The organism is Pseudarthrobacter ribosi, assembly GCF_055412865.1.
In genome coordinates this window covers 16257-36719 of sequence record NZ_JBVAYZ010000003.1, presented here as the reverse complement: position 1 = coordinate 36719, position 20463 = coordinate 16257, and the positions used below count along the sequence as shown (strand labels likewise).

Here is a 20463-nt window from a genome sequence, read left to right as displayed (position 1 = left end):
GCCGGAACTTTCCGCAGGCCAGAACCGCGATCCCCTGCAGGACCGTGCTCACGCGCGCACGCGGCGCCGCTAGATCCACTTGTTGCGCTTGAACGTCCAATAGAGCAAGCCGCCCATGCCGATCATCAGCCCCAGTGCCATCGGGTAGCCGAAGACCCAGTCCAGTTCGGGCATGCTGCGGAAGTTCATTCCATAGATGGTGCCGATCAGCGTCGGTGCGAACAGGATGGCAGCCCATGCGGAGATCCGTTTGACCTGCTCGTTCTGGGCGTAGCTCGACTCGGTCAGCAGGCGCATTTCGTCGTTCTGCCGCTGGGCCACGAGCGCCGCGTTGACGGCGAGCGCGTTTTGCAGCAGGGCGCGGAAGGCCGCGATCCGCTCGCTGAGCCGCAGTACATGGTCCAGGACGTCCCGGTAGTGGTCCTGCAACTCGGGGCGGGGCTGGTGGTCCGGCGTTTCGGACATCAGGGACTGCAGGATCATGGTCAGCGGCGCCGTCGCCCGCTGAAACATAATGACCTGGCGGGAGAGTTCATAGATACGGCGGGACACACCCGGGTCCGCGGCGAACAGCTCGTCCTCGATTTCGTCGACGTCGTTTTCCAGGCCGGCAGCGACCGGCTCGTACTCGTCCACGACCTGGTCCAGGATCGCGTAGAGCACGGCGTCCGGACCGAGGGCCAGGAACTCAGGCTGGGATTCCATCCGCCGGCGGACGCGGGCAAGATCCGGTGATTCGGCTCGGCGGACGGTGACCACAAAATCCGCCCCGCGGAAGACGTGAATTTCGCCGAACTCCACCTTCTCCAGATCGTCAAGGTAGCGGGCCGGGCGCAGCACCAGGAAGAGCGTCTCACCATAGTGTTCCAGCTTCGCCCGCTGATGGCCGGCGAGCGCGTCGTCCACCGCCAGGTGGTTGAGATCGAATTCCTCGGCCACGGACAGCAGCTCCTCCGCGTCGGGTCGGTAGAGACCGATCCACGCCATGCCCTGGCGCTGCCGCAGGATGAAGTACGTCTCGTCCAGGCTCTCCGGGTCCGCGGTCCGGTAACCGTTCACGTACACCGCGTTGTCGACAATGCTCACGGCAGCGCCTCCTCCACCATGCATCCCTTGGCTGCGACGCTATACCGTCGTCCGCCCCGTGCCAACAGTCCTGACGCGCCGACCACAATCCGCTGCAGCGCGCCTTCCGCCCGCACCGCACCGCACGCCATCAGCACACTTAGTATGGAGTGGACAGGCAGGACACCAGGGACAGCCTGTGCGCCCTGCCCGCAACTGAAAGGTACGGCAGCCATGACCCAGACACCTCGCGGATTTGACCCCCACGATCCCCACGCTTCCGACGGCGCGTCGCCAACCCGGACCCCCGGGGCGGCTGACCAGTACCCTGGGGCCGCCGACGTCCCGTCCGGGTCCGCCGAGGCCGGCTACCCCACCGACGTCCCGGCGGGCGGCACCGATCTTGTGGCCGGGACTCCCGCTGCCGCAGCGCAGGCGCCGATCGAGGAACCTGCCCGTACCGGGACGCCCGAAACACTGGCGCCCGCCCCGGAACCGCGCCAGGTGACCCGCGCCGGTATGGTCTGGGCCGCGGTTGCCTGCGCGCTGGTCGTGCTGATTTTGCTCATCGCCTTCATCCTGCAGAACCAGGAATACGTGCAGGTGAAGTTCTTTGGCCTCCAGGGCTCCGTCCCGCTGGGCATTGCCCTGTTCATCGCGGCCGTCGGCGGCGGAGTGCTCGTCGCCATCGCCGGAGCCGCCCGCATCATTCAGCTGCGGCTCGCCGCGCACCGTCAGCGCGTCAGCCGCCAGGCCGGCACCGGGACGCGCAAGCGCTGATAGCTGACTTCTTTCCATGGGTGATGCGGACCCCCGGTCGGATGGAGCCCTGACCACGGAGCCGGCGGACTGGCCCGACGTCGAACGTCTCTTCGGCGTCCGGGGCGAACCGTCGCGCTGCTGGTGCCGGTTCTTTGCCCTGACCGGAGCGGAGTGGTCGGCGTCCACGCCGGAGCAGCGCAAGGCCCAGCTGCGGTCCAGGTTCGACGGCGGCGCCCCGGCTCCGGGGGTGTTGGCCTTCCGCGGCGGGGATCCGGTGGGCTGGTGCGCCGTCGAGCCCCGCGTCTGCTATCCCAGGGTCCTGCGGTCGAAGGTTCTCACCGCGGCGGCCCCCGAGGCGGTCCGGGATCCCGGCGGGCAGCAGTTGTGGTCCGTGAGTTGTTTTGTGGTCTCCCCCGGCCAGCGGCGGACCGGAGTGGCCCGCGCGCTGCTTGGCGCCGCCGTCGGGCATGCCTTCGCCCACGGCGCCACGGTGGTGGAGGGTTATCCGGTCGATCCCGCGCAGCGGCCCAGGGCCGGCCCTGCGGACCTCTATCACGGCACCCTGGGTCTGTTCCTGGCGGCCGGCTTCGAAGTGGTCAGTGACGCGGTGCCCGGCCGCGCCGTCGTCCGCCTGGCGGCGCCCGCCACCGGCCCCTAAGGAAGGGTCAGGATGACCGGCCCGTCCTTCGTGATGGCCACGGTGTGCTCGCTGTGGGCCGCGCGGCGGCCGTTGGCCGCACGGAGGGTCCACGCGTCGTCGTCGTGGAAGTAGTCGTCCTTGCCGCCCAGGATCAGCATCGGCTCGATCGCGATGACCAGCCCTTCGGTCAGTTTGATGCCGCGCCCAGGCCGGCCGTCGTTGGGAACGTGCGGCTCCGCGTGCATGGTCCTGCCGATCCCGTGGCCGCCATGGTCCGCCAGCAGCCCGTAGCCGGCGCGGCGTGCCGCCCCGCCGATCGCGTAGCCCAGGTCCCCCATCTTGTTCCCGATCCGGGCAGACTCGATGCCGCGGGCCAGGGCGGCCTCGGTGGCGTCGATCAGGGCCTGGTCCACGGGGTCGGCCGTGCCCACGATCAAGCTGATCGCCGCGTCCCCGCACCAGCCGTCGAGGAACGCACCGCAGTCCACGCTGAGCAGGTCGCCATCCTGGAGCCGGTAGCCGTCGGGGATGCCATGCACCACGGCGTCATTGACGGACGTGCAGATCACCCCGGGGAATGGCACCGAGGCCCACCGCGGCTGGTAGTCCAGGAAGGCCGGCGTCGCCCCGGCGGCGGCAATCGTCGCCGCGGCCAGCTCGTCCAGTTCTTTCAGGGACACGTCGACGGCGGCAGCCTCCCGGACGCGCTCCAGCGTATTGGCCACCACCCTGCCGGCTTCGCGCATCAGGGCAATCTCGGCGGGACTTTTGATCATCGACATGCCTTCAACTCTAGGGCCAGCCGGAGCCTGGCTAAAGTTGCCCCATGGCCAACCTTGAACTCATGTCCGCGATCCGATCGGGGCTGCGGGCTGCCGCCGATCCTGCCCGGGCGGCGGGGGCGCAGGCCTATCTGAAGTCCGAGATGCCCTCGCTGGGCGTCCGGGTTCCTGAGGTCCGGCGGATCGTGAAGGACGCCGCCAAACGGCTGCCTCCCGGTTCCCTCCCCGAATTGCAGTCCACCGTGCTGGAGCTGTGGCGCGGCGCCAGCTGGCGGGAGGAACGCTACGCCGCCATCGACCTCACCGGACTGAGGCCGGCCGCCGGTGAGATGAGCATGCTGCCGCTGTACGAGGAAATCATCCGCAGCGGCGCCTGGTGGGATCTGGTGGACGGGGTCTCGCACCGGCTCTGCGGGCTGCTGCAGGGCCACCGGGAGGACATGTCCACCGCGCTCCGCGGCTGGAGCACCGACGCGGACGTCTGGATCCGGAGGGCGGCCATCACGGCGCAGCTGGGGGCCAAATCCGCGACGGATCCGGCCCTGCTCGCGGCCGTCATCGAACCCAACCTAGCCGACCGCGAGTTCTTTATCCGGAAGGCGATCGGCTGGGCCCTGCGTGACTACGCCGGAACGGATCCGGACTGGGTCCGGGCTTTTGCGGCGCGGCACGGCGAGGCGCTGAGCCCGCTCTCCCGCCGGGAGGCGCTGCGCAAACTCAGATGACCGGGCGGGTGGTGACTGGTTCCTCGGACTTGCTGAACAGCAGCTTGGTCTTGGGGTCGAGGAAGATCAGGTACAGCGCGAAAAGCAGGGCAATGATCGCTGCGGCGTTGCGGGCCAGGGCCAGGGCCAGGCCGAGATCCGCGGTCTGCAGGTAGGGGAACACTTCCAGCTGGTCCGAAATGGCGTACACCATAAAGAACGACACGATGAAGTACAGGGCCTTGACCTGCCAGTCGTCGCGGATGCCGGTGACGGCGAAGAGCGGGATAAGCCAGACGACGTACCAGGACTGGATCATCGGGGCCAGAACGACGACGGCGGCGAACGCGAGCGTAAGGCGGCGTATCAGGCGGTCGTAGTCGCCGCGGAAGATCTGCCACGCGATGATGCCGAGCGCCAGCAGCTTGCCGGCGTCGTACACCCACTTCGCCAGCGCCCATCCGTCGAGCCCGAACGCGTTGAAGATGGAAGCGACCACTAGGCCCAGCAGCCCGACCGGGGCATACCAGATCCAGATGCTGCCCGGGGCGGAGAGGCCGTTGATCCAGCCGAAGCCGAAGCCGTTGACCAGGCTCATGGCGTACAGCAGGGCCAGGCTGATCCCGGCGGTGAGCCCCCAGAAAACGAACTTCCGCGGCCAGCTGGCGTTCTTTCCTGCCCAGAGGAGGCCGATGAAGGGCAGGAAGACGATGGTGATGGGCTTGACCGAGATGGACAGGGTTACCAGGACCAGGCCGAGGATGACCCGCCGCGTGGCGCAGTAGTACAGCCCGGCCAGGGCCAGGCCGATCATGAGGGCGTCGTTGTGGACGCTGGCGATGAAGTTGGTGAGGAAGAGCGGGTTGGCGGCCGTGAGCCACAGGGCACGGTGCGGGTTGACGCCGTGCAGTTCGGCGAGCTTGGGCACGTAGATGATGCACAGCACGATCCCCGCCAGCGCGGCGAGGCGGAACAGCATGATGCTGGCTTCCGGGTGCACGTTGGTGGACCAGACGACCAACTGCTCGATCCAGAGGAAGAGCTGTCCGTACGGCACGGGCGCCTCGGTCCACATCTTGTCGGCACCGAGTTGGAAATAGTTCGACAGCGCGGAGATGCCGTTTTCGTACGGGTTGAAGCCCTCCACCATCAGGCGGCCCTGCCCGATGTAGGCGTACACGTCGCGGCTGAACAGTGGCACGGAGAACATCAGGGGCAGCCCCCACAGGACGACCGCCTGCAGGGTGGCCTTGCGGGCCTCCGCTCCCCAGACCCGCACCCGCTGGCCCAGCCGGAGCCAGGCGCGGACGAGCAGCATCCCGCCGACGGCCAGCAGAACAATGCACAGGGCGACGCCGGCGGCTTCGGTCCGCATCCAGATGAACAGCGGAATCCGGCGGAGCTCGGAAGCCGGCGCGAGCCAGCCCACGCCGAGCGAACCGATCGCCATCAGGAGAGAGCCTACGAATCCCGCCAGCAGCGGTGAACGGGCATTGTCCACTTCAGCAGCGGTTGCCGCCGGGGACGTGCCGGCAGCCGTTGTCCCCGCCGCTGGCACAGGCACCGTCATCTCAGGATCGTCCAATCTGTTGTGCGGCTCTTCCGCGCGATCTCCCGGCCGTGGGAACCGGCCCGGGGCACGCAGCGACGACAAAAAAATTTCGACGCCCGCGTACCCGAAATCCTAACATCGGGCTGCCCTGCGGCGACGGAACGGTAGGCTGGGCGCGTGCCTATATCTAATGAACGCATCGTCTGGATCGACTGCGAAATGACCGGCCTGGACACCATCAACGACGCCCTCATCGAGGTGGCCGCACTGGTGACGGACTCGGAGCTCAATATCCTCGGCGACGGGGTCGACGTCGTCATTAAGCCCGATGACGCCGCGCTGGCGCAGATGAACGACTTCGTCCGCGACATGCACACGCGCTCCGGGCTGCTGGCGGAACTCCCCCATGGCAAGACCATGGCGGAGGCCCAGACCATCGTCCTGGACTACATCAAGAAGTGGGTGCCGGAGCCGAAGAAGGCCCCGCTGGGCGGCAACTCGGTGGGAACCGACCGTGTCTTCCTGGTCCGTGACATGCCGGACCTCGTGGAGCACCTGCACTACCGGGTCATCGACGTGAGCACCATCAAGGAACTGTCCCGGCGCTGGTACGCGCGGGCCTATTTCCAGTCCCCCGCCAAGCTCGGCGGGCACCGGGCCCTCGGCGACATCCAGGACTCCATTGACGAGCTGAGATATTACCGCGAAGCCGTTTTCGTGCCCGCCCCGGGGCCGGACAGTGCCACGGCGCAGCTGATCGCCAAGAAGGTCATGGGCGTGGCGGAAGAACCGGCGCCCGCCGAAGCGTCCTCCGGGACGCCGGCGCAGTAGCGCCTGTACTGGCCTCGCAGCTCACCCCGCAGCCGGCCCCCGCGGCTGGCCGGCGGGAGTAATCTGCGCCACGTTTGCGGAAATTTTTGGTGAAAACCCGAAAAGTGGCAAAAGCAGCCCCGAAGAGCAGGTAAGCTATTTGTCGTTGCCTTTTCAGCCAGCCGGTTCGCCGGAAGGCATGGCGGGGCACATGGTGGGCGTAGCTCAGTTGGCAGAGCGCCTGGTTGTGGTCCAGGAGGTCGCGGGTTCAACCCCCGTCGCTCACCCTCATGAAGGACGGCAGTACTTGTCCGACCTTAGACGAAGGCCGTACCGGATATCCGGTGCGGCCTTTGTTGTCTGTCCAGGGAACCGTGAACGGAAGGAACCGCAGTGAAGCGCACGCTGTTTGAAGAAGACCACGAGATGTTCCGTGAGATGGCTGCCGAGTTCAACACGCGCGCCGTGGCGCCGCACTACGCCCAGTGGGACGAGGATCACATGATGTCCCGGGACCTGTGGACGTCGGCCGGCGAGCAGGGCCTGCTGGGCCTGGCCGTTCCGGAGGAATTCGGCGGCATGGGCATGAACGACTACCGCTTCCGCGCCGTGCTGGACGAGGAGTTCGCCAGCAGCAACCACCTCGCGGTGGGCCTTGCCTTCCACCTCCACGATGACATGGTCCTCCCGCACCTGCTGGCCTACGGCTCCGAGGACCTCAAGGGCCGCTGGCTTCCCGGCATGGTCTCGGGCGAGAAGGTCACCTCGATCGCCTGGACCGAGCCCGGCGCGGGTTCGGATCTCCGCGGCATCCGCACCAAGGCGGTGCGCGACGGCGATGACTGGCTGATCAGCGGCCAGAAGACCTTCATCGGCAACGGCATCTCCGGCGACGCCTCCCTGGTCCTGGCCCGCACCGACGGCAGCACCGGCCGCGGGAACCACAGCTCCTTCTCCCTGTTCATGGTCGGCAAGGGCGAGGGCTACAACACCGGCAAGCAGCTGGACAAGATGGGCCTCAAGGCCTCGGACACCGCGGAACTGTTCTTCGACGATGTCCGGGTTCCGCACGCGGACCTTGTCGGCGAGGAGGGCAAGGGCCTGCAGTACGCAGCCGAGCAGCTCCCGCAGGGCCGGCTCGCGATCGCGGTGGCAAGCTCCGCCGTCGTCCGCGCCATCTACGAGGAGACCGTCAGCTACACGAAGGACCGCAACGCCTTCGGGGAGCGGATCATCGATTTCCAGAACAGCCGCTTCGAACTCGCCGACATCCTGACCGAGGTCGAGGTGACCGAAACCTACGTGGACCAGGCCATCCGGGCCTTCAACGCCGGAGAGCTCGACGCCGCCTCCGCCGCCCGCGCCAAACTGTGGGCGTCCGAGCGCGCCAAGTCCGTCACCGACCGTTGCCTCCAGCTGCACGGCGGATACGGCTACATCCTGGAATACCCCGTGGCGCAGGCCTTCCTGGCGGCCCGGCTGCTGACCATCTTCGGCGGCACCAACGAAATCATGCGCGACGTCGTCGGCCGCACCATCGCCGACTGACCCGCCGTTCAACATAGCACCAGAGGAACTTTACTGACATGACCGTTCTGCCCATCACGATCTGGGGCGAGCCCGTGCTGCACCGCCCGGCCGCCGAGGTTGAAGTCTTCGACGACGAGCTCCGGACCCTGATCGCCGACATGTTCGAGACCAACGACGCCGCCAACGGCGTCGGTCTCGCCGCGCCCCAGGTCGGGGTGGGCAAAAGGCTGTTCATCTACAAATACGACAACGACGACGGCGCCCCGCCCTCCGGCGCCGTCGTCAACCCGGTGCTGACCCTCTCCAAGATTTCCGGGGCGCTGCCGGACCAGGACGAGGAAGAGGAAGGCTGCCTGTCCTTCCCCGGCGGTCAGTACCCGCTCAAGCGCGCGGAGTGGGCCCGGGTGCAGGGTTTCGATGGGGACGGCAAGCCGGTCGATTTCGAGGCGACGGGCTGGTTTGCCCGGGTGATCCAGCATGAATACGACCACCTCGACGGCAAGCTCTACGTCAACCGGCTGATTGACCGCTATGCCCGCAAGGCCATGAAACAGGTCAAGAAGAGCGGCTGGGGCGTGCCCGGGCTGACGTGGATGCCCGGCGTGGACCCGGACCCCTTCGGGCACTAGGGTCGTGGCCGACCTCTCCCGGTCTACTTCTCCCGGTCGACGGCGGCCAGGATCGCCGCCCCCAGTTCGGCCGGCCTGGTGAACTGGGGCCAGTGCCCGGTGGGCAGGTCCACGTAGTCGACGTCGCGGACCCGCCCCAGTTCGGCGACGTACGGGTGCCCGGCCTCGATCATTTCAATCAGCATGGCGGACGGGAACTCGCAGGCGATGACGGTGGCCGGGACGTCGAAGCGGGCCTCATCGTGCAGCCGCTGCTGGTCCTGGGCCACGCCCTTCGGCTGCGGGACGGCGCGGGCCCGGAACATCGCCCGCAGCTCCTCGTTGAGGTCGGTGAGGTCTTCATCCTCGAACAGCTCCCAGGGCGGGAGCGGCACGTCGTCGCCGTTCTCCGGCAGCTCGTCGTTGATGACCCCGCCTTCGCCCAGCGGACCGCTGTCAACGTAGATGGCCCGGACCACCCGGCCCGGGCGGGCGTCGACGGCGCCGTGAATGATGGCACCCCCGCCCGAATGGCCCACCAGGACCACCGGGGCATCGAAGGCGTCGATTGTGGCCACGACGGCGTCGATGTGGGTGCGCAGGCCAATGCCGGCGCGCGGCGCGTCGGCCGATTCCAGCCCGGGCAGGGTCAGCGGGTGGACCTGATGCCCGGCGGCGGCGAGCGGCGGAGTCACCTCCGCCCACGACGAGGCGTCCAACCAGAATCCGGGAACCAGGATGATGTCCATGCCGGTACCCTACCCGCCCCGGACCGCGGGCGGCACGGTCCGGGGGAAAATTTTCCATCCGAGTTAGTACAGCTACCCTTCGCCGGATTTCTGCAGGATCGAGGCGTGATCCGGAACGTACCGGAACAGCTCCCGCGGCGGGCGCGTGTAGTTGACGGCCTTGGGCCTTTCCGGCAAAGTCACCTGCTCCGTCCGGACCTCCGTGTAGTCGATGCTGGAGAGCAGATGGGCGATCATGTTGATCCGGGCCCGGCGCTTGTCCTCCGCCTCGACCACGTACCAGGGCGACTCGGCAGTATCTGTCTGCATGAACATGTCGTCCTTGGCCCGGGAATAGTCTTCCCAGCGGAGGATCGACTCACGGTCCATCGGCGAGAGTTTCCATTGCCGCATCGGATCATCCAGCCGGGACCTGAAGCGCCGTTCCTGTTCCGCGTGGCTGATCGAAAACCAGTATTTGAACATCAGGATGCCGTCCTGGACCAGGAGGCGTTCGAAGACCGGGCACTGGGCCATAAAGCGCTTGTGTTCGGCAGGCGTGCAGAATCCCATCACGTGTTCGACGCCGGCCCTGTTGTACCAGGAACGGTCCATCAGGACGATCTCCCCCGCGGCGGGCAGATGCTGAACATAGCGCTGGAAATACCATTCACCGCGCTGCCGGTCCGTCGGGGCCGGCAGCGCCACTATGCGGGCGACGCGCGGATTCAGGTACTCCGTCAGCCGTTTGATAGCGCTGCCCTTGCCGGCGGCGTCGCGCCCCTCAAAGATCACCAACACACGCGCCCCCGTGCTGCGGACCCATTCCTGCAGCGCGACGAGCTCGGCCTGGAGCCGGAAGAGTTCGGCCTCATAAAGACTCAGGGGCAACCGCCCCTTGCGTCCCGGACCGTGTCCCTTGGCGCCCTTCCGGCCAGACTTTTCCTTCCGGCCGGCTTTGCCGGAGCCGTCCTTGCCGGCGCTGTCCTTGCCGGAGCCGGACTTGCCGGCGCCGTCCTTGCCATGTGCCATGGTTCCCGTTCCACTCGTTGCGGCGGACTTTCGTGTCGCCAGTCCTGCCGCGCCCATTCTTGCGGAGCGGAAGACTGCGGCACAAGGGGACGTCCTGCCGGGGACACCAGCAACCTCATGCTCCTATGCTTGGGCCATGTTAGCCCCCCGACCGGTGCCGATGCAGCCCATCCTCACGCTCACTGTAAACCCCGCACTGGACGTCAGCACCGCAACGGAGCAGGTCATCAGCGGCCACAAGCTGCGCTGCGGCACCAGCCGCCGCGACCCGGGCGGCGGCGGCGTGAACGTGTCCCGGGTCGTCCAGCGCCTCGGCGGCCGGACCCTGGCGATCTACACCGTCGGGGGACCCACCGGGGAGGCGTACCGCCGGCTCATCGAAGCCGAACGCGTCCCCACCCTTGCCGTACCGATCCGGGGAAGCACCCGCCAGGACTTCACGGTCGATGAGACGACAACGGGCCAGCAGTTCCGCTTCGTGCTGCAGGGCCCCGAATTGAGTGAACCCGAGTGGCGTTTGTGCCTGGCGCTCGTGGCGGATTCGATTCCCGCGGGCGGGTACGTCGTGGCAAGCGGAAGCCTGCCGCCTGGCGTCCCGGAGGACTTCTACGCCCAGGTGGCCAGGCTGGCGCGGCAGCAGGATGCGCGCTGCATCGTGGACGCCTCCGGACCTGCCCTGGCCGAGGCCCTCGCCGAAGGCGTCTTCCTGGTGAAGCCGAGCCGGCGGGAGCTGGGGCTACATTTTGGAACGACCCTGTGGGGCGCCCAAAGCCAGGTCGAGGCGGCCGCGGCGCTGGTCGCGGACGGCTCCGCGGAGCATGTCGCCCTGCCCCTGGGCGGCGAAGGCGCCGTGCTCGCCTCGAAATCCGGGATCCTGCGGCTGGCCGTGCCGCAGGTGCAGGTTCGAAGCACCGTCGGAGCCGGCGACAGTTTCCTGGGTGCCTTTGTGCTCCGCCTGGCCCAGGGCCGTACGCTCGAGGAGGCGCTCCGGGCCGCCGTCGCCGCGGGGAGCGCCACGGTAACGACGCAGGCCACCGAACTCTGCCGCCGCGAGGACGTCGAACGGCTGGAGGCGCAACTCACCACGCAGGCCCTGGACGGGAGCGGCGGACGGTGAAGGCCCGACCAGCCAGGCTGGTGGTCGCGCTGCTGCTGGCCCTTGCAACTGCGGGCTGTTCCGGCGAGGTGCCCATCGCCTGCCCTGCCATTGCGTGGTTCAACTCGCTCACCGTGTCCCTGGATGGCGCCGTGGAGAAAGTCAGCCGGGTGGAGTTCTGCGCGGAGGACGTCTGTTCGGTCCGCGCGGACGGCCCGGTCCGCGTCCCTGAGACCCTGGTCAGCCCCGGTTCCGCGCCTCCGCCGTCCACCGCCCTGCCGGACGCCACGCTGCCGGACGCCCCCACGGCGGGGGCACCCGGACCGGTTCCGTCCGGGACGGCCGGAGCACCCGGACCGGATCAATCCGCGCCGCCCTACAGCCCTTTCACGGTGGCGCGGGTCGATGACCGGACCTGGAAGGTCAGCCTCATGATGCGGTCCCCGAAGGCGGCGACCATCACGGCCTACGCCGCCGACGGCAGCGTCCTGGCCCAGCGAGAGGTGGAGCTGGGCTGGACCCGGGTGGACGGCAGCGAAGCGTGCGGCGGGCCGGCGACCGCGGGCCCTGTCCGGCTCGTCATCTAGGAGACCTTGGGCCGTTGTCCGGGCCCCGGTATCCATCGGCTGGCGGCTACTGGGCAGCCGCGACAACCGTCTGCTGCCCGGGGCAGGAGGCGAGGATCCGGTGCATGGCGTCCTTTTCCGCCGGAGTGACCCACAGCCGGTAGGCGGCCTTGACGGAGATCTGCCGGGCGACATAGTGGCAGCGGAAGGCTTTGTTCGGCGGCAGCCAGGTGGCGGCGTCGGAGGCGCTCTTGTCCTGGTTGGCCGGGCCGTCGACGGCAATCAGGTTCAGCGGATCGTTCGCCAAGGACTCGCGTTGTTCGGCGGTCAACTGCTGGGCGCCCTTCTGCCAGGCATCCCCCAGCGCCACCACGTGGTCGATCTGTACTTCCGCGCTGCTTCCGGCTCCGCTGCGGAACGTGAGCTGCCTGCCGGTGTACGGTTCCCGGAATGTTCCGCCGGCCACCCGGCAGCGGGAGTCCCCGGTGAACTCGGCGCCCGAAAGGTCGCGGCGCAGGATGTCGTTGCGGGTGTCGCAGCCGTTGCGGTCCACGTCCAGCCAGGCCTGACCGAAGGCGCTGCGGTCATAGTTGTCCCGTCCCGCCCGGCCCTTGACCGGGAGCGTGTCCAGGAGCCCCGCGGCGGGGCCCCGGGGTACGGGCCGCACGCCAGGGACAGGGTTCATCCAGCCGGCCGCCAGCACCGGCGCCTCGCGGGGTCCGTCCGTGGGCGGCTCGGCGGCGGCAAACTGCCCGGCGGTGAAGAACCAGCCCAGACCCGCGGCGACGGCCAGTGCCGCGGCGGCCAGCAGGGCCCACGCCTGGCGGGACCGCCGTCGTTCCCGCCGGAATTCCGGCCAGGTGAGGGTCAAGCCGGCCCCCGGGCAGGGAGCCCGGGTTGGGTGCGTCCCGGGGCGGGCAGAGTTCTTTCCACCCTTGAAGCCTAGGCCCGGCCTCCGCCGCCGCAGGCGTTATCCACAGTGTGGAGGACAGGTGCGCTGCTAGTTCTCTCTCGTCACCCTGACCAGGTCTTCGTTGGCGAGGGCCAGAAGGGATTCGAGTTGGCGGACCCGTGCCTCGTCGACATCACCGGCCGCATGTTTGGCGCGGGCATCGTCAAGAAGGCGTTTGGCTTCCTTGGCGTTCTGCCGGGCAAGGTCCAAGGCGTGTTCCAGAGTGGTTTCGTGCTCCACAGCCGAGTTCTGTTCCATTGCACCATTGTGGTGCCCTTTCCCGGCCGATTCCAGAGGAACCGGCCGGGAAAGGGGAACAGATTCACAGGAGGTGGCGTCAGGCCGTGACCTCGACGGGCAGGCCGGCTGCCTCCAGGGTTGCGGCTGCATCCTTGGCGGGGAAGGTCGGCGGGTTCACGCCGGCCATTTCCTCCATCACGCGGACCACCTGGCAGCTGTAGCCGAACTCGTTGTCGTACCAGACGTAGAGCACAAGGTTCTTGTCGTTGGAGATGGTCGCCAGACCGTCGACAATCCCTGCGCGGCGCGAGCCGACGAAGTCCGTGGAGACAACCTCGGGCGAGTCGATGTAGTCGACCTGCTTCCGCAGTGCCGAGTGCAGCGACATTTCCCGCAGGTAGTCGTTGACCTCGTCCTTGGTGGTGCCGTTTTCCAGGCTCAGGTTCAGGATGGCCAGGGACACGTCCGGGGTGGGGACGCGGATGGAGCTGCCGGTGAGCTTGCCCAGCAGCTCCGGCAGGGCCTTGGCCACGGCCTTGGCGGCGCCGGTCTCGGTGATGACCATGTTCAGCGCGGCGGAGCGGCCGCGGCGGTCGCCCTTGTGGAAGTTGTCGATCAGGTTCTGGTCGTTGGTGAACGAGTGGACCGTCTCGACGTGGCCGTGCACGACGCCGTAGCGGTCGTTGATCGCCTTGAGCACCGGGGTGATGGCGTTGGTGGTGCAGGACGCCGCGGAGACGATCTTGTCCGAGTCGGTGATGGTGCCGTGGTTGATGCCGTGCACAATGTTCTTCAGGTCGCCCTTGCCCGGGGCGGTGAGCAGCACCCGGGAAACGCCCTTGCTCAACAGGTGCTGGGACAGGCCCTCGGCGTCGCGCCAGCGTCCCGTGTTGTCGACGACGAGGGCGTCGTGGATGCCGTAGGCGGTGTAGTCGACCGTCGCGGGGTTATCCGAGTAGATGACCTGGATCTGGACGCCGTTGGCGGTGATGGTGTCGTTCTCGAGGTCCACCTTGATGGTGCCTTCGAACGAGCCGTGGACCGAGTCCCGGCGCAGCAGGCTGGCACGCTTGGTGAGATCGTTGTCCGAACCGCGGCGGACCACGATGGCGCGCAGGCGCAGGCCGTGCCCGCCGCCGGCCTTTTCGATCAGGAGGCGGGCCAGCAGCCGGCCGATGCGTCCGAAGCCGTAGAGGACGACGTCGGTGCTGGTGCGGTCGTCGCCGCCGCGCTTGCCAACAACCTCGGCGAGTTCCTTGCGGAGGAACTCGTCCAGGGTGGCGCCGTTGCCCTCGACGCGGTACTTCTCGGTGAGGCGCGCAATGTCGATGGCTGCGGCGCCGAGCTCCAGTTTGGTCAGGGCATCCAGCAGCGGGGCGGTCTCTTCGAGACGCAGTTCTTCCTTGCTCATCCGGCGGGCGAAACGGTGTGCCTTGAGGATGTTCATGGTGGACTTGTTGATCAGGCTGCGGCCGTGGATCGACGTGACCACGTTGTTCTCGCGGTACAGCCGGCCGATCACCGGGATCATGGCCTCGGCAAGCGCCTCCCGGCCCATCCACGTATCAAGACAAGAATCTGACGTCTGGCTCACAGAAATACCTTCCTAGAATCCACCACGAATACGGGGTCGTATGCGGTTGTCGGCTGCCGGAGGGGTGTCCGGAACCTCGGCGCCGGCAGGGAGTCGGTCCACCCCGGGCGCCCGTGTGTCGAGCAAAGAAAAACCGCCGGCTGCGAACGCAGACCCGGCGGGAGAACTTCTACGTTCACCATCCAGTCTACCGGCGGCCCGGCACGGTCCGGTCCCCGGTGACGCGTGAAATGACTCACACAAAGCCGGGGGTCAGCTACGCTGGGGCAATGTTCAGGATTGGGGCTCTGCTGCTGGGCGTCGTGCTGTGCACCGGCTGCGCAGCAGCGGCACCGCCGGATGGCCCGTCGTCGTCAAGTCCTGCCTCGGCGGCAGCGTTTACCCTGGTGGCGCACCGCGGCGGAGCGCTGGTCTACCCCGAGTCCTCGGCGGAAGCCTTCGAGGCCGTGGCCAAGACGGCATTCCCGATCGAAACGGATCTGCGGCAGCTCCGGGACGGAACACTCGTTCCGCTGCACGACGACGCCGCCGAGCGGACCATGTCCGGCCTCAGCGGCCGACCCGCCGGCATCACCGCGGAGCAGTGGGCAGCGGCCCGGATCAGGCACCCGCAGGGCGGCGCCGAGGGCACGCCGACGACGTGGGAAGCCATGCTGGATTTGTACGGCGGGCGGAACATCCTGGTCCCGGAACTGAAGGACCCCGGCATCGACCCGGCCGCCTTCGCGGAGACCATCCTGCAGCGCGGCATCCAGGACAAGGTGGTGGTGCAGACGTTCAGCTTCCCTGCTGCCCAGGCCCTGGCCCGGTCCGGCGTGCAGGTGCTGTATCTCCTGCGGGACGGCGAGGAACCTGATCCGGCGTCGATCAGCGCCAGCGGCATCGGTTACGTCGGCCCGCACCAAAGCATCGGCCCGGGCTACCTGCGCAGGCTGAAGGACTCCGGCCTGACCGTGTGGCCCTATACCGTCAACGACAAGGCAACCGCGGCGCGGCTGCGGGCGGACGGCGCGGATGGAGTCTTCACCGATACGCCGTGGGAGCTGGCGAAGCAGCCCGGTCTCTAGTCTCGAGCAGTAGGACGCGGACTGAGGGGTCTTCGCTGAGTCGGTCCGAACCGGTGCAGGTCCCTCGGCAGCGGAACGGTGGCAGCGGATTCCCCGCGGGGTAAATGGATGGGTTGACCGATACGCCGGGTTCTGTGTTCCCGCGCCGTTGCCGGCGCGGGAGTAGCGGCCATCCATCTACGAACGCCGTTGCCGACGCCCTCCAGCAGCCTACCCGGACACTCGGGCGAGCAGCCCTCAAACGTGCCCTGTCTGGCCTTGCTCCGGGTGGGGTTTACCTAGCCTTCCCGGTCACCCGGGAAGCTGGTGGTCTCTTACACCACCGTTTCACCCTTACCTGCCCTGCGGCCCGTGCACGCACGCGCCGCACGCAGGCGGTCTGTTCTCTGTGGCACTGGCCTGCGGGTTACCCCGAGTGGGCGTTACCCACCACCCTGCCCTGCGGAGCCCGGACGTTCCTCGAGCCACTTGCGTGACGCGCGGCCGCCTGGTCAACCCATCCGCTGTCCATTCTACGGTCAGGGCGGACCGGTCCGGGGACACGTCCGGCTGCTGAGCCTATGATCGGGGTATGGAGGATTCCGTCCTGGGCCGGCGCCGGCTGCTTCGGCTGGCAGGAATCGGCCTGGGCGCCTCAGCGCTCGCGGCCTGCACCGAGGGCCTCACACCGGTGGAGACGGACCCTCCCGCCGTGACACTACCGCCGGCCACCGCCGCCCCGTTGATAGTCCGGACCAGCACAGGCTCGTTCGTCTCGGCCTTCCGTCCGGGGATTGCCACCCACTGGTCACTGGCCGGGCCCGACTTGACGCCCGGCGGCGTGCATCCCGAACTGCCCTTGGCGGTGTTCCTGCACGGCCTCGGCGGCAGTCACTCCGTCCTCCTGGAGGGCCTGGCGGCCCACGAGGCCCTCCAACGGCACCTCGACGCCGGGGGCGCGCCGTTTGCGCTGGCCGCCGTGGACGGCGGGGACACCTGGTGGCACCGCCGCGCAGACGGCAGCGACACCCAGTCGATGCTGGTGCACGAATTTGTACCGTTCCTCGGCGCTTGGGGGTATGACCTCGGCCGGATCGGCCTCTTCGGCCTCTCCATGGGCGGCTTCGGTTCGCTCCTGCTGGCCTCCCAGGGCCGGCTGCCCGGGGTCCGGGCCGTGGCGGCCATGAGCCCGGCGGTCTGGGAGGCGTATGAACCAAGCATGGAAGGCGCCTTCGACGGCCCGGCCGATTTCGCGGCCCACGATGTGTTCGCGCTCCGGCCCAGCCTCGCGGCGCTGCCCAAGCGAATCGACTGCGGCACCGGGGACGACCTCTTTGCCACGGTCCGGAACTACCGCGCGGAACTCCCGGGCACCGTCGAAGGCGGCTTCCAGCCCGGCGGTCACGATGACAGCTACTGGCGTTCCATCCTGCCCGGGGTGTTGTCCTTCCTCGGCCGCCACCTTGGCTGAACCGGCGGCCCTGGCACCGGGTCTGCGGGGGTTCCGGCGGCGGCCCGATGCGATACCATCCCGGCAACGGGCCGCCGCTAGGATTGGACGGTGCTGATTCTGCTGCCGCCCTCCGAAGGCAAGACCCCCGCCACGGCCGGCGACGCTGTCGACTGGACAACCCTGAGTTTCCCCGGGCTGAACACCTACCGGGCCAAGGTGCTGGAGGGACTCGGAACCGTCAGCGCCCACGAGGACGCCCTGGCGCTGCTGGGCGTCGGCGCCTCGTTGCGGGCCGACGTCGAACGCAATACAAGGCTGCACGCCGAGCCGGCCGCCCCGGCCCACCAGGTCTACTCCGGGGTGCTGTACGACGCACTCGACTACAACTCCCTGACGCCCGCGCAGCGGCGGAAGGCGGACGCGTGCGTGCTGGTCATGTCCGCGCTCTGGGGGGCCATCCGCTTCGGCGACCGGGTGCCCGCCTACCGCCTGTCGATGGCGACCGCACTGCCCGACGTCGGACGCCTGGCGTCCTTCTGGAAGCCGCAGCTTACTGCCGCCCTGGCGGCTGCCACGGAAGGCGAACTGCTGGTGGACTGCCGCTCCAGCACGTACGCCGCCGCGTGGGCTCCCCCGCCGGCTCAGACCGTCGCAGTCAACGTGTTCACGGAGGTCCAAGGCGTCCGGAAGGTGGTCAGCCACTTCGCGAAGCACACCCGGGGCGAACTCGCCCGGCATCTGTTGACCCGCCGGGGCAAGGCGCCGCGGACGCCCGCCCAGCTGAGACAAGCGGCTGCCGAGAAGTGGAGCGCCGAACTGGTCGAGGGCACGGCCCGGAAGCCACACACCCTCAATCTGATCCTGGCTAACTAGCTCGCAGGTGGGTGGTCAGGCCCACTCGGCGGAGCGGACCAGGATGCAACCGGAATCCGGGCAGAACACAACGTCGTCCTCGGCCGCGGCCTTGATTTCGGCGAGGTCACCGGGGCTCAGCTGCATGCCCGAGCCCTCGGAGGTTCCGTGGAAGAGGCGGGCCGCACCGACACCACGTCTGGCCAGGGTCTTCTCATAGACCGCCAGCAGGCCGGCGTCCATCCCCTCGGCGAATTCGGCACGCTTGCCGCGCACCACGGTGGCCTCGGCGGCGACCTCCGCGAGCTGCTCGTCCAGTTCGGCGCGGATGGAGCCGAAGGAGCCCTGGATGTCGTCAACAATCTGCTGCTGGCCTGCCTGGCGCAGGCGCAGCGAATCCAGCCGCTCCAGGACTTCCAGCTCAACGTCCTCAAGGTCGGAGCGGCGCTTGTTCAGGGACACCAGGTCGCGCTGCAGCGCCACGAGGTCCTTGGAGAGGCCGGTTCCGCTGTTGAGCCGCGCCTCGTCGCGTTCAATCCGGGAGGCAACCTGCTCCACATCGGCCTCGGCGCGCTTGAGCTCAAGTTCGGCGTCGTGAACCGCCACCTTCGCGGCACCCAGTTCGCCATTGGCCACGCTGAGGGCTGCTTCTAGATCGGTGATCCGGGAGTCGCTTTCAAGGCTTCGGCGGCGGTTGGACAGGGATTTGAGCTTCGCATCAAGTCCCTGCAATTCGAGCAACTTCAACTGTTCCGCCGGTGCTGCCTTGGCCACTATTTACCTCCGCTTGTTCCCTGCCGGCCGGAGCCGGGCACCTATTCGGCGCTCCCTAGACTCTAGCGCCTAGCGTGCTCCCCGGCCTCGCTACGCTCACCCGGGGCCCCTCGCACGCCAGGCTTAGCCCGGAGTCAGAATGAAGTCCCACGGATCGCTATTGGTGGTGCTGACCCGGATGTCGACGTCGTGCCCCTGGTCGCCCAGCACATTGCCCAGCGCCTCCGCCGCGGCCGGCAGCCACAGCCACTCGCTGGCGAAGTGGGAAACATCAATCAGGTACGGCCGGTCGTTGACGGCCGCCTCCCGGGCTTCCGACGCCGGATGGTGCCGCAGATCCGCGGTCAGGTAGACGTCGGCGTTGCTCGCCCGGACCTCTGCGAACAGGGAATCCCCGGCGCCGCCGCAGACCGCCACCCGGCTGACCAGCCCGTCCCGGTCCCCGGACACGCGCACCCCGCCGGCGACCGCCGGCAGGATGCCGAAGACGCGGGCGGCAAAATCGCCCAGGGTCAGGACCTCCTCAAGGTCACCGACCCGCCCGATGCCTTCTTCCGGCAGCCCGTTCGCGGCCGGAGTGAGTGGGGCCACGTTCTGCAGGCCGAGGGCGTCGGCCAGGACATCCGAGACGCCGCCGACGGCGGAATCACCGTTCGTGTGCACGGTCAGCAGGCCAGTCCCGGACTCAATCAGGCGGTGCACGGCCCGGCCCTTGGCGGTGGTCGCCGCGACCGAGGTGACGCCTTTGAGCAGCAGCGGATGGTGGGTGATCAGCAGTTCCGCGCCGAACTCGATGGCCTCCTCGATCACTTCAAGAGTGGGATCGACGGCGAAGAGAATCCTGCTCACTCCGGCGGAGGGGTGGCCGGCCACGAGGCCCACTTCGTCCCAGTTCTCCGCGAGCGATTCGGGCCAGAGCTCCTCGACGGCCAGCAGGATCATGCCCAGGGTGGGAGTCTCGGGCGTTTCCCCGGATCCGTGGCCGGTAGCGTCGTTTCCTTCGGAAGGGCCGGCTGAAACGTCGGTGTTTACAGGTTCCATACCCCCATTTTTACCCTATCGGCCGGCCACTTCCGCAGACGCCGGGAATCATCGGGGCCCTTCAACCATTGAAGAGAGCATGAGAACTTTTGTCCTCGGCGGAGGCTGCTTCTGGTGCCTCGACGCCGTTTACCAGAAAACCAAGGGTGTCAGCGCCGTCGTTTCGGGCTACACCGGAGGCCATGACCGCAACCCCGACTACTACGCCGTCTGCTCCGGAACCACCGGCCATGCCGAGGTCGTGGCGGTGACATTCGATGAGGAGGTCGTCCCCGCGGAGGTCATCCTGGACATGTTCTTCGTCCTCCACGACCCCACTACGCTCAACCGTCAGGGCTACGACGTCGGAACGCAGTACCGCTCCTCGATGTTCTATGAGACGACCGAGGAGAAGATCCTCTTCGAAGACGCGATCGATCGGAACCAGGCGCTCTGGGCGCATCCGATCGTCACGGAGGTCAGCCGGCTGCCGGTGTTCCACCGGGCGGAGGAAATCCACCAGGACTTCTACGGCAAGTTCCCGGAACAGGGCTACTGCCAGGTGATCATCAATCCGAAGCTGGCCAAGGCCAGGAAATATTACTCTGCATGGCTTAATGCTTAGCTAGCGCCCGCGGGCCCTCGTTAGGCTGACCT

At 68.0% G+C, this 20463-nt stretch carries 22 protein-coding genes, 1 tRNA gene and 1 other RNA gene; 13 read left to right on the top strand and 11 right to left on the bottom strand.

Translation table 11 applies throughout. The features are described from left to right. Positions 1–69: 69 nt before the first annotated feature. Positions 70–1086 carry a magnesium and cobalt transport protein CorA gene (locus ACZYZ5_RS03800; protein ID WP_463899300.1) on the bottom strand — a complete coding sequence of 339 codons (1017 nt, stop codon included), beginning with the start codon at positions 1084–1086 and terminating at the stop codon, positions 70–72. A 213-nt stretch (positions 1087–1299) separates the two neighbouring features. Between ACZYZ5_RS03800 and ACZYZ5_RS03795 the strand changes: the two genes are divergently transcribed. Together ACZYZ5_RS03795 and ACZYZ5_RS03790 are read left to right on the top strand one after the other, a co-directional pair. Further along, positions 1300–1845, top strand: coding sequence for a LapA family protein (locus ACZYZ5_RS03795; RefSeq protein ID WP_463899299.1), 546 nt, complete (start codon positions 1300–1302; stop codon positions 1843–1845). A 16-nt stretch (positions 1846–1861) separates the two neighbouring features. Continuing rightward, positions 1862–2485: a GNAT family N-acetyltransferase gene (locus ACZYZ5_RS03790; protein ID WP_463899298.1), complete on the top strand. Its 624-nt coding sequence runs from the start codon at positions 1862–1864 to the stop codon at positions 2483–2485. Here the strand turns inward: ACZYZ5_RS03790 and map are convergent. Next, a complete protein-coding gene (gene map / locus ACZYZ5_RS03785; protein WP_463899296.1) occupies positions 2482–3249 on the bottom strand; it encodes a type I methionyl aminopeptidase in 768 nt (255 codons plus the stop codon). The two genes, ACZYZ5_RS03790 and map, sit on opposite strands and share 4 nt — an antisense overlap. Positions 3250–3293: 44 nt before the next feature. Between map and ACZYZ5_RS03780 the strand changes: the two genes are divergently transcribed. Then, positions 3294–3974 (top strand): DNA alkylation repair protein, encoded by a 681-nt coding sequence (locus tag ACZYZ5_RS03780; RefSeq protein WP_463899295.1) that lies wholly within the window; start codon positions 3294–3296, stop codon positions 3972–3974. On the opposite strand, the gene mptB is transcribed toward ACZYZ5_RS03780, so the two are convergent. After that, positions 3967–5607 (bottom strand): polyprenol phosphomannose-dependent alpha 1,6 mannosyltransferase MptB, encoded by a 1641-nt coding sequence (gene mptB, locus ACZYZ5_RS03775; protein ID WP_463899294.1) that lies wholly within the window; start codon positions 5605–5607, stop codon positions 3967–3969. The genes ACZYZ5_RS03780 and mptB overlap by 8 nt on opposite strands. Positions 5608–5682: 75 nt before the next feature. Between mptB and orn the strand changes: the two genes are divergently transcribed. The 4 genes from orn to def all read left to right on the top strand — a co-directional run bounded on the left by orn (position 5683) and on the right by def (position 8474). Next, positions 5683–6336, top strand: coding sequence for an oligoribonuclease (gene orn, locus ACZYZ5_RS03770; protein WP_463899293.1), 654 nt, complete (start codon positions 5683–5685; stop codon positions 6334–6336). Positions 6337–6529: 193 nt separating this feature from the next. Further along, positions 6530–6602 (top strand) — tRNA-His (locus ACZYZ5_RS03765). 106 nt (positions 6603–6708) lie between these two features. Further along, positions 6709–7863 carry an acyl-CoA dehydrogenase family protein gene (locus ACZYZ5_RS03760; RefSeq protein ID WP_463899291.1) on the top strand — a complete coding sequence of 385 codons (1155 nt, stop codon included), beginning with the start codon at positions 6709–6711 and terminating at the stop codon, positions 7861–7863. A gap of 38 nt (positions 7864–7901) precedes the next feature. After that, positions 7902–8474, top strand: coding sequence for a peptide deformylase (gene def / locus ACZYZ5_RS03755; protein WP_463899290.1), 573 nt, complete (start codon positions 7902–7904; stop codon positions 8472–8474). Between the two features lie 23 nt (positions 8475–8497). Here the strand turns inward: def and ACZYZ5_RS03750 are convergent, their stop codons facing one another. Both ACZYZ5_RS03750 and ppk2 read right to left on the bottom strand, forming a co-directional pair. Continuing rightward, on the bottom strand, positions 8498–9202 hold the full coding sequence (locus tag ACZYZ5_RS03750) for an alpha/beta fold hydrolase (protein ID WP_463899289.1): 705 nt from the start codon (positions 9200–9202) through the stop codon (positions 8498–8500). A gap of 72 nt (positions 9203–9274) precedes the next feature. Then, positions 9275–10213: a polyphosphate kinase 2 gene (ppk2, locus tag ACZYZ5_RS03745; RefSeq protein WP_463899288.1), complete on the bottom strand. Its 939-nt coding sequence runs from the start codon at positions 10211–10213 to the stop codon at positions 9275–9277. Positions 10214–10349: 136 nt separating this feature from the next. Between ppk2 and ACZYZ5_RS03740 the strand changes: the two genes are divergently transcribed. Then, entirely contained in the window at positions 10350–11330 is a 981-nt protein-coding gene (locus ACZYZ5_RS03740; RefSeq protein ID WP_463899287.1) for a 1-phosphofructokinase family hexose kinase, read from the top strand. Then, on the top strand, positions 11327–11896 hold the full coding sequence (locus ACZYZ5_RS03735) for a hypothetical protein (RefSeq protein WP_463899286.1): 570 nt from the start codon (positions 11327–11329) through the stop codon (positions 11894–11896). Before ACZYZ5_RS03740 ends, ACZYZ5_RS03735 begins: the two co-directional genes overlap by 4 nt. A 46-nt stretch (positions 11897–11942) precedes the next feature. On the opposite strand, the gene ACZYZ5_RS03730 is transcribed toward ACZYZ5_RS03735, so the two are convergent. The 3 genes from ACZYZ5_RS03730 to ACZYZ5_RS03720 all read right to left on the bottom strand — a co-directional run bounded on the left by ACZYZ5_RS03730 (position 11943) and on the right by ACZYZ5_RS03720 (position 14661). Then, a complete protein-coding gene (locus ACZYZ5_RS03730) occupies positions 11943–12746 on the bottom strand; it encodes an HNH endonuclease family protein (protein ID WP_463899284.1) in 804 nt (267 codons plus the stop codon). A 129-nt stretch (positions 12747–12875) separates the two neighbouring features. Continuing rightward, positions 12876–13085 carry a hypothetical protein gene (locus ACZYZ5_RS03725; protein ID WP_463899283.1) on the bottom strand — a complete coding sequence of 70 codons (210 nt, stop codon included), beginning with the start codon at positions 13083–13085 and terminating at the stop codon, positions 12876–12878. A 79-nt stretch (positions 13086–13164) separates the two neighbouring features. After that, on the bottom strand, positions 13165–14661 hold the full coding sequence (locus tag ACZYZ5_RS03720; RefSeq protein WP_463899282.1) for a glyceraldehyde-3-phosphate dehydrogenase: 1497 nt from the start codon (positions 14659–14661) through the stop codon (positions 13165–13167). Positions 14662–14930: 269 nt separating this feature from the next. Between ACZYZ5_RS03720 and ACZYZ5_RS03715 the strand changes: the two genes are divergently transcribed. Continuing rightward, positions 14931–15728, top strand: a complete 798-nt coding sequence (locus ACZYZ5_RS03715) for a glycerophosphodiester phosphodiesterase (RefSeq protein ID WP_463899281.1) — start codon at positions 14931–14933, stop codon at positions 15726–15728. A gap of 105 nt (positions 15729–15833) precedes the next feature. Here the strand turns inward: ACZYZ5_RS03715 and rnpB are convergent. Continuing rightward, positions 15834–16227, bottom strand: an RNA gene (gene rnpB / locus ACZYZ5_RS03710) — RNase P RNA component class A. 72 nt (positions 16228–16299) lie between these two features. Between rnpB and ACZYZ5_RS03705 the strand changes: the two genes are divergently transcribed. Both ACZYZ5_RS03705 and ACZYZ5_RS03700 read left to right on the top strand, forming a co-directional pair. Next, positions 16300–17178, top strand: coding sequence for an alpha/beta hydrolase (locus ACZYZ5_RS03705; protein ID WP_463899279.1), 879 nt, complete (start codon positions 16300–16302; stop codon positions 17176–17178). A gap of 90 nt (positions 17179–17268) precedes the next feature. Continuing rightward, complete coding sequence (locus tag ACZYZ5_RS03700; RefSeq protein WP_463899278.1) at positions 17269–18033, top strand: YaaA family protein; 765 nt, start codon at positions 17269–17271, stop codon at positions 18031–18033. Positions 18034–18048: 15 nt separating this feature from the next. On the opposite strand, the gene ACZYZ5_RS03695 is transcribed toward ACZYZ5_RS03700, so the two are convergent. Both ACZYZ5_RS03695 and ACZYZ5_RS03690 read right to left on the bottom strand, forming a co-directional pair. Further along, positions 18049–18786 (bottom strand): zinc ribbon domain-containing protein, encoded by a 738-nt coding sequence (locus ACZYZ5_RS03695; RefSeq protein ID WP_463899276.1) that lies wholly within the window; start codon positions 18784–18786, stop codon positions 18049–18051. A 123-nt stretch (positions 18787–18909) separates the two neighbouring features. Continuing rightward, complete coding sequence (locus ACZYZ5_RS03690) at positions 18910–19827, bottom strand: Nif3-like dinuclear metal center hexameric protein (RefSeq protein ID WP_463899275.1); 918 nt, start codon at positions 19825–19827, stop codon at positions 18910–18912. A gap of 79 nt (positions 19828–19906) precedes the next feature. On the opposite strand from ACZYZ5_RS03690, the gene msrA reads away from it, so the two are divergent. Continuing rightward, a complete protein-coding gene (gene msrA / locus ACZYZ5_RS03685) occupies positions 19907–20431 on the top strand; it encodes a peptide-methionine (S)-S-oxide reductase MsrA (RefSeq protein ID WP_463899274.1) in 525 nt (174 codons plus the stop codon). Positions 20432–20463 lie beyond the last annotated feature (32 nt).

What these genes read in the sequence shown, in the direction of transcription:
- ACZYZ5_RS03795 (WP_463899299.1), top strand. Translation starts at nt 1,300, where the DNA reads ATGACCCAGACACCTCGCGGATTTGACCCCCACGATCCCCACGCTTCC.
- ACZYZ5_RS03790 (WP_463899298.1), top strand. Translation starts at nt 1,862, where the DNA reads ATGGGTGATGCGGACCCCCGGTCGGATGGAGCCCTGACCACGGAGCCG.
- map (WP_463899296.1), bottom strand. Translation starts at nt 3,249, where the DNA reads ATGTCGATGATCAAAAGTCCCGCCGAGATTGCCCTGATGCGCGAAGCC.
- ACZYZ5_RS03780 (WP_463899295.1), top strand. Translation starts at nt 3,294, where the DNA reads ATGGCCAACCTTGAACTCATGTCCGCGATCCGATCGGGGCTGCGGGCT.
- def (WP_463899290.1), top strand. Translation starts at nt 7,902, where the DNA reads ATGACCGTTCTGCCCATCACGATCTGGGGCGAGCCCGTGCTGCACCGC.
- ACZYZ5_RS03750 (WP_463899289.1), bottom strand. Translation starts at nt 9,202, where the DNA reads ATGGACATCATCCTGGTTCCCGGATTCTGGTTGGACGCCTCGTCGTGG.
- ppk2 (WP_463899288.1), bottom strand. Translation starts at nt 10,213, where the DNA reads ATGGCACATGGCAAGGACGGCGCCGGCAAGTCCGGCTCCGGCAAGGAC.
- ACZYZ5_RS03740 (WP_463899287.1), top strand. Translation starts at nt 10,350, where the DNA reads ATGTTAGCCCCCCGACCGGTGCCGATGCAGCCCATCCTCACGCTCACT.
- ACZYZ5_RS03725 (WP_463899283.1), bottom strand. Translation starts at nt 13,085, where the DNA reads ATGGAACAGAACTCGGCTGTGGAGCACGAAACCACTCTGGAACACGCC.
- ACZYZ5_RS03715 (WP_463899281.1), top strand. Translation starts at nt 14,931, where the DNA reads ATGTTCAGGATTGGGGCTCTGCTGCTGGGCGTCGTGCTGTGCACCGGC.
- ACZYZ5_RS03705 (WP_463899279.1), top strand. Translation starts at nt 16,300, where the DNA reads ATGGAGGATTCCGTCCTGGGCCGGCGCCGGCTGCTTCGGCTGGCAGGA.
- ACZYZ5_RS03690 (WP_463899275.1), bottom strand. Translation starts at nt 19,827, where the DNA reads ATGGAACCTGTAAACACCGACGTTTCAGCCGGCCCTTCCGAAGGAAAC.
- msrA (WP_463899274.1), top strand. Translation starts at nt 19,907, where the DNA reads ATGAGAACTTTTGTCCTCGGCGGAGGCTGCTTCTGGTGCCTCGACGCC.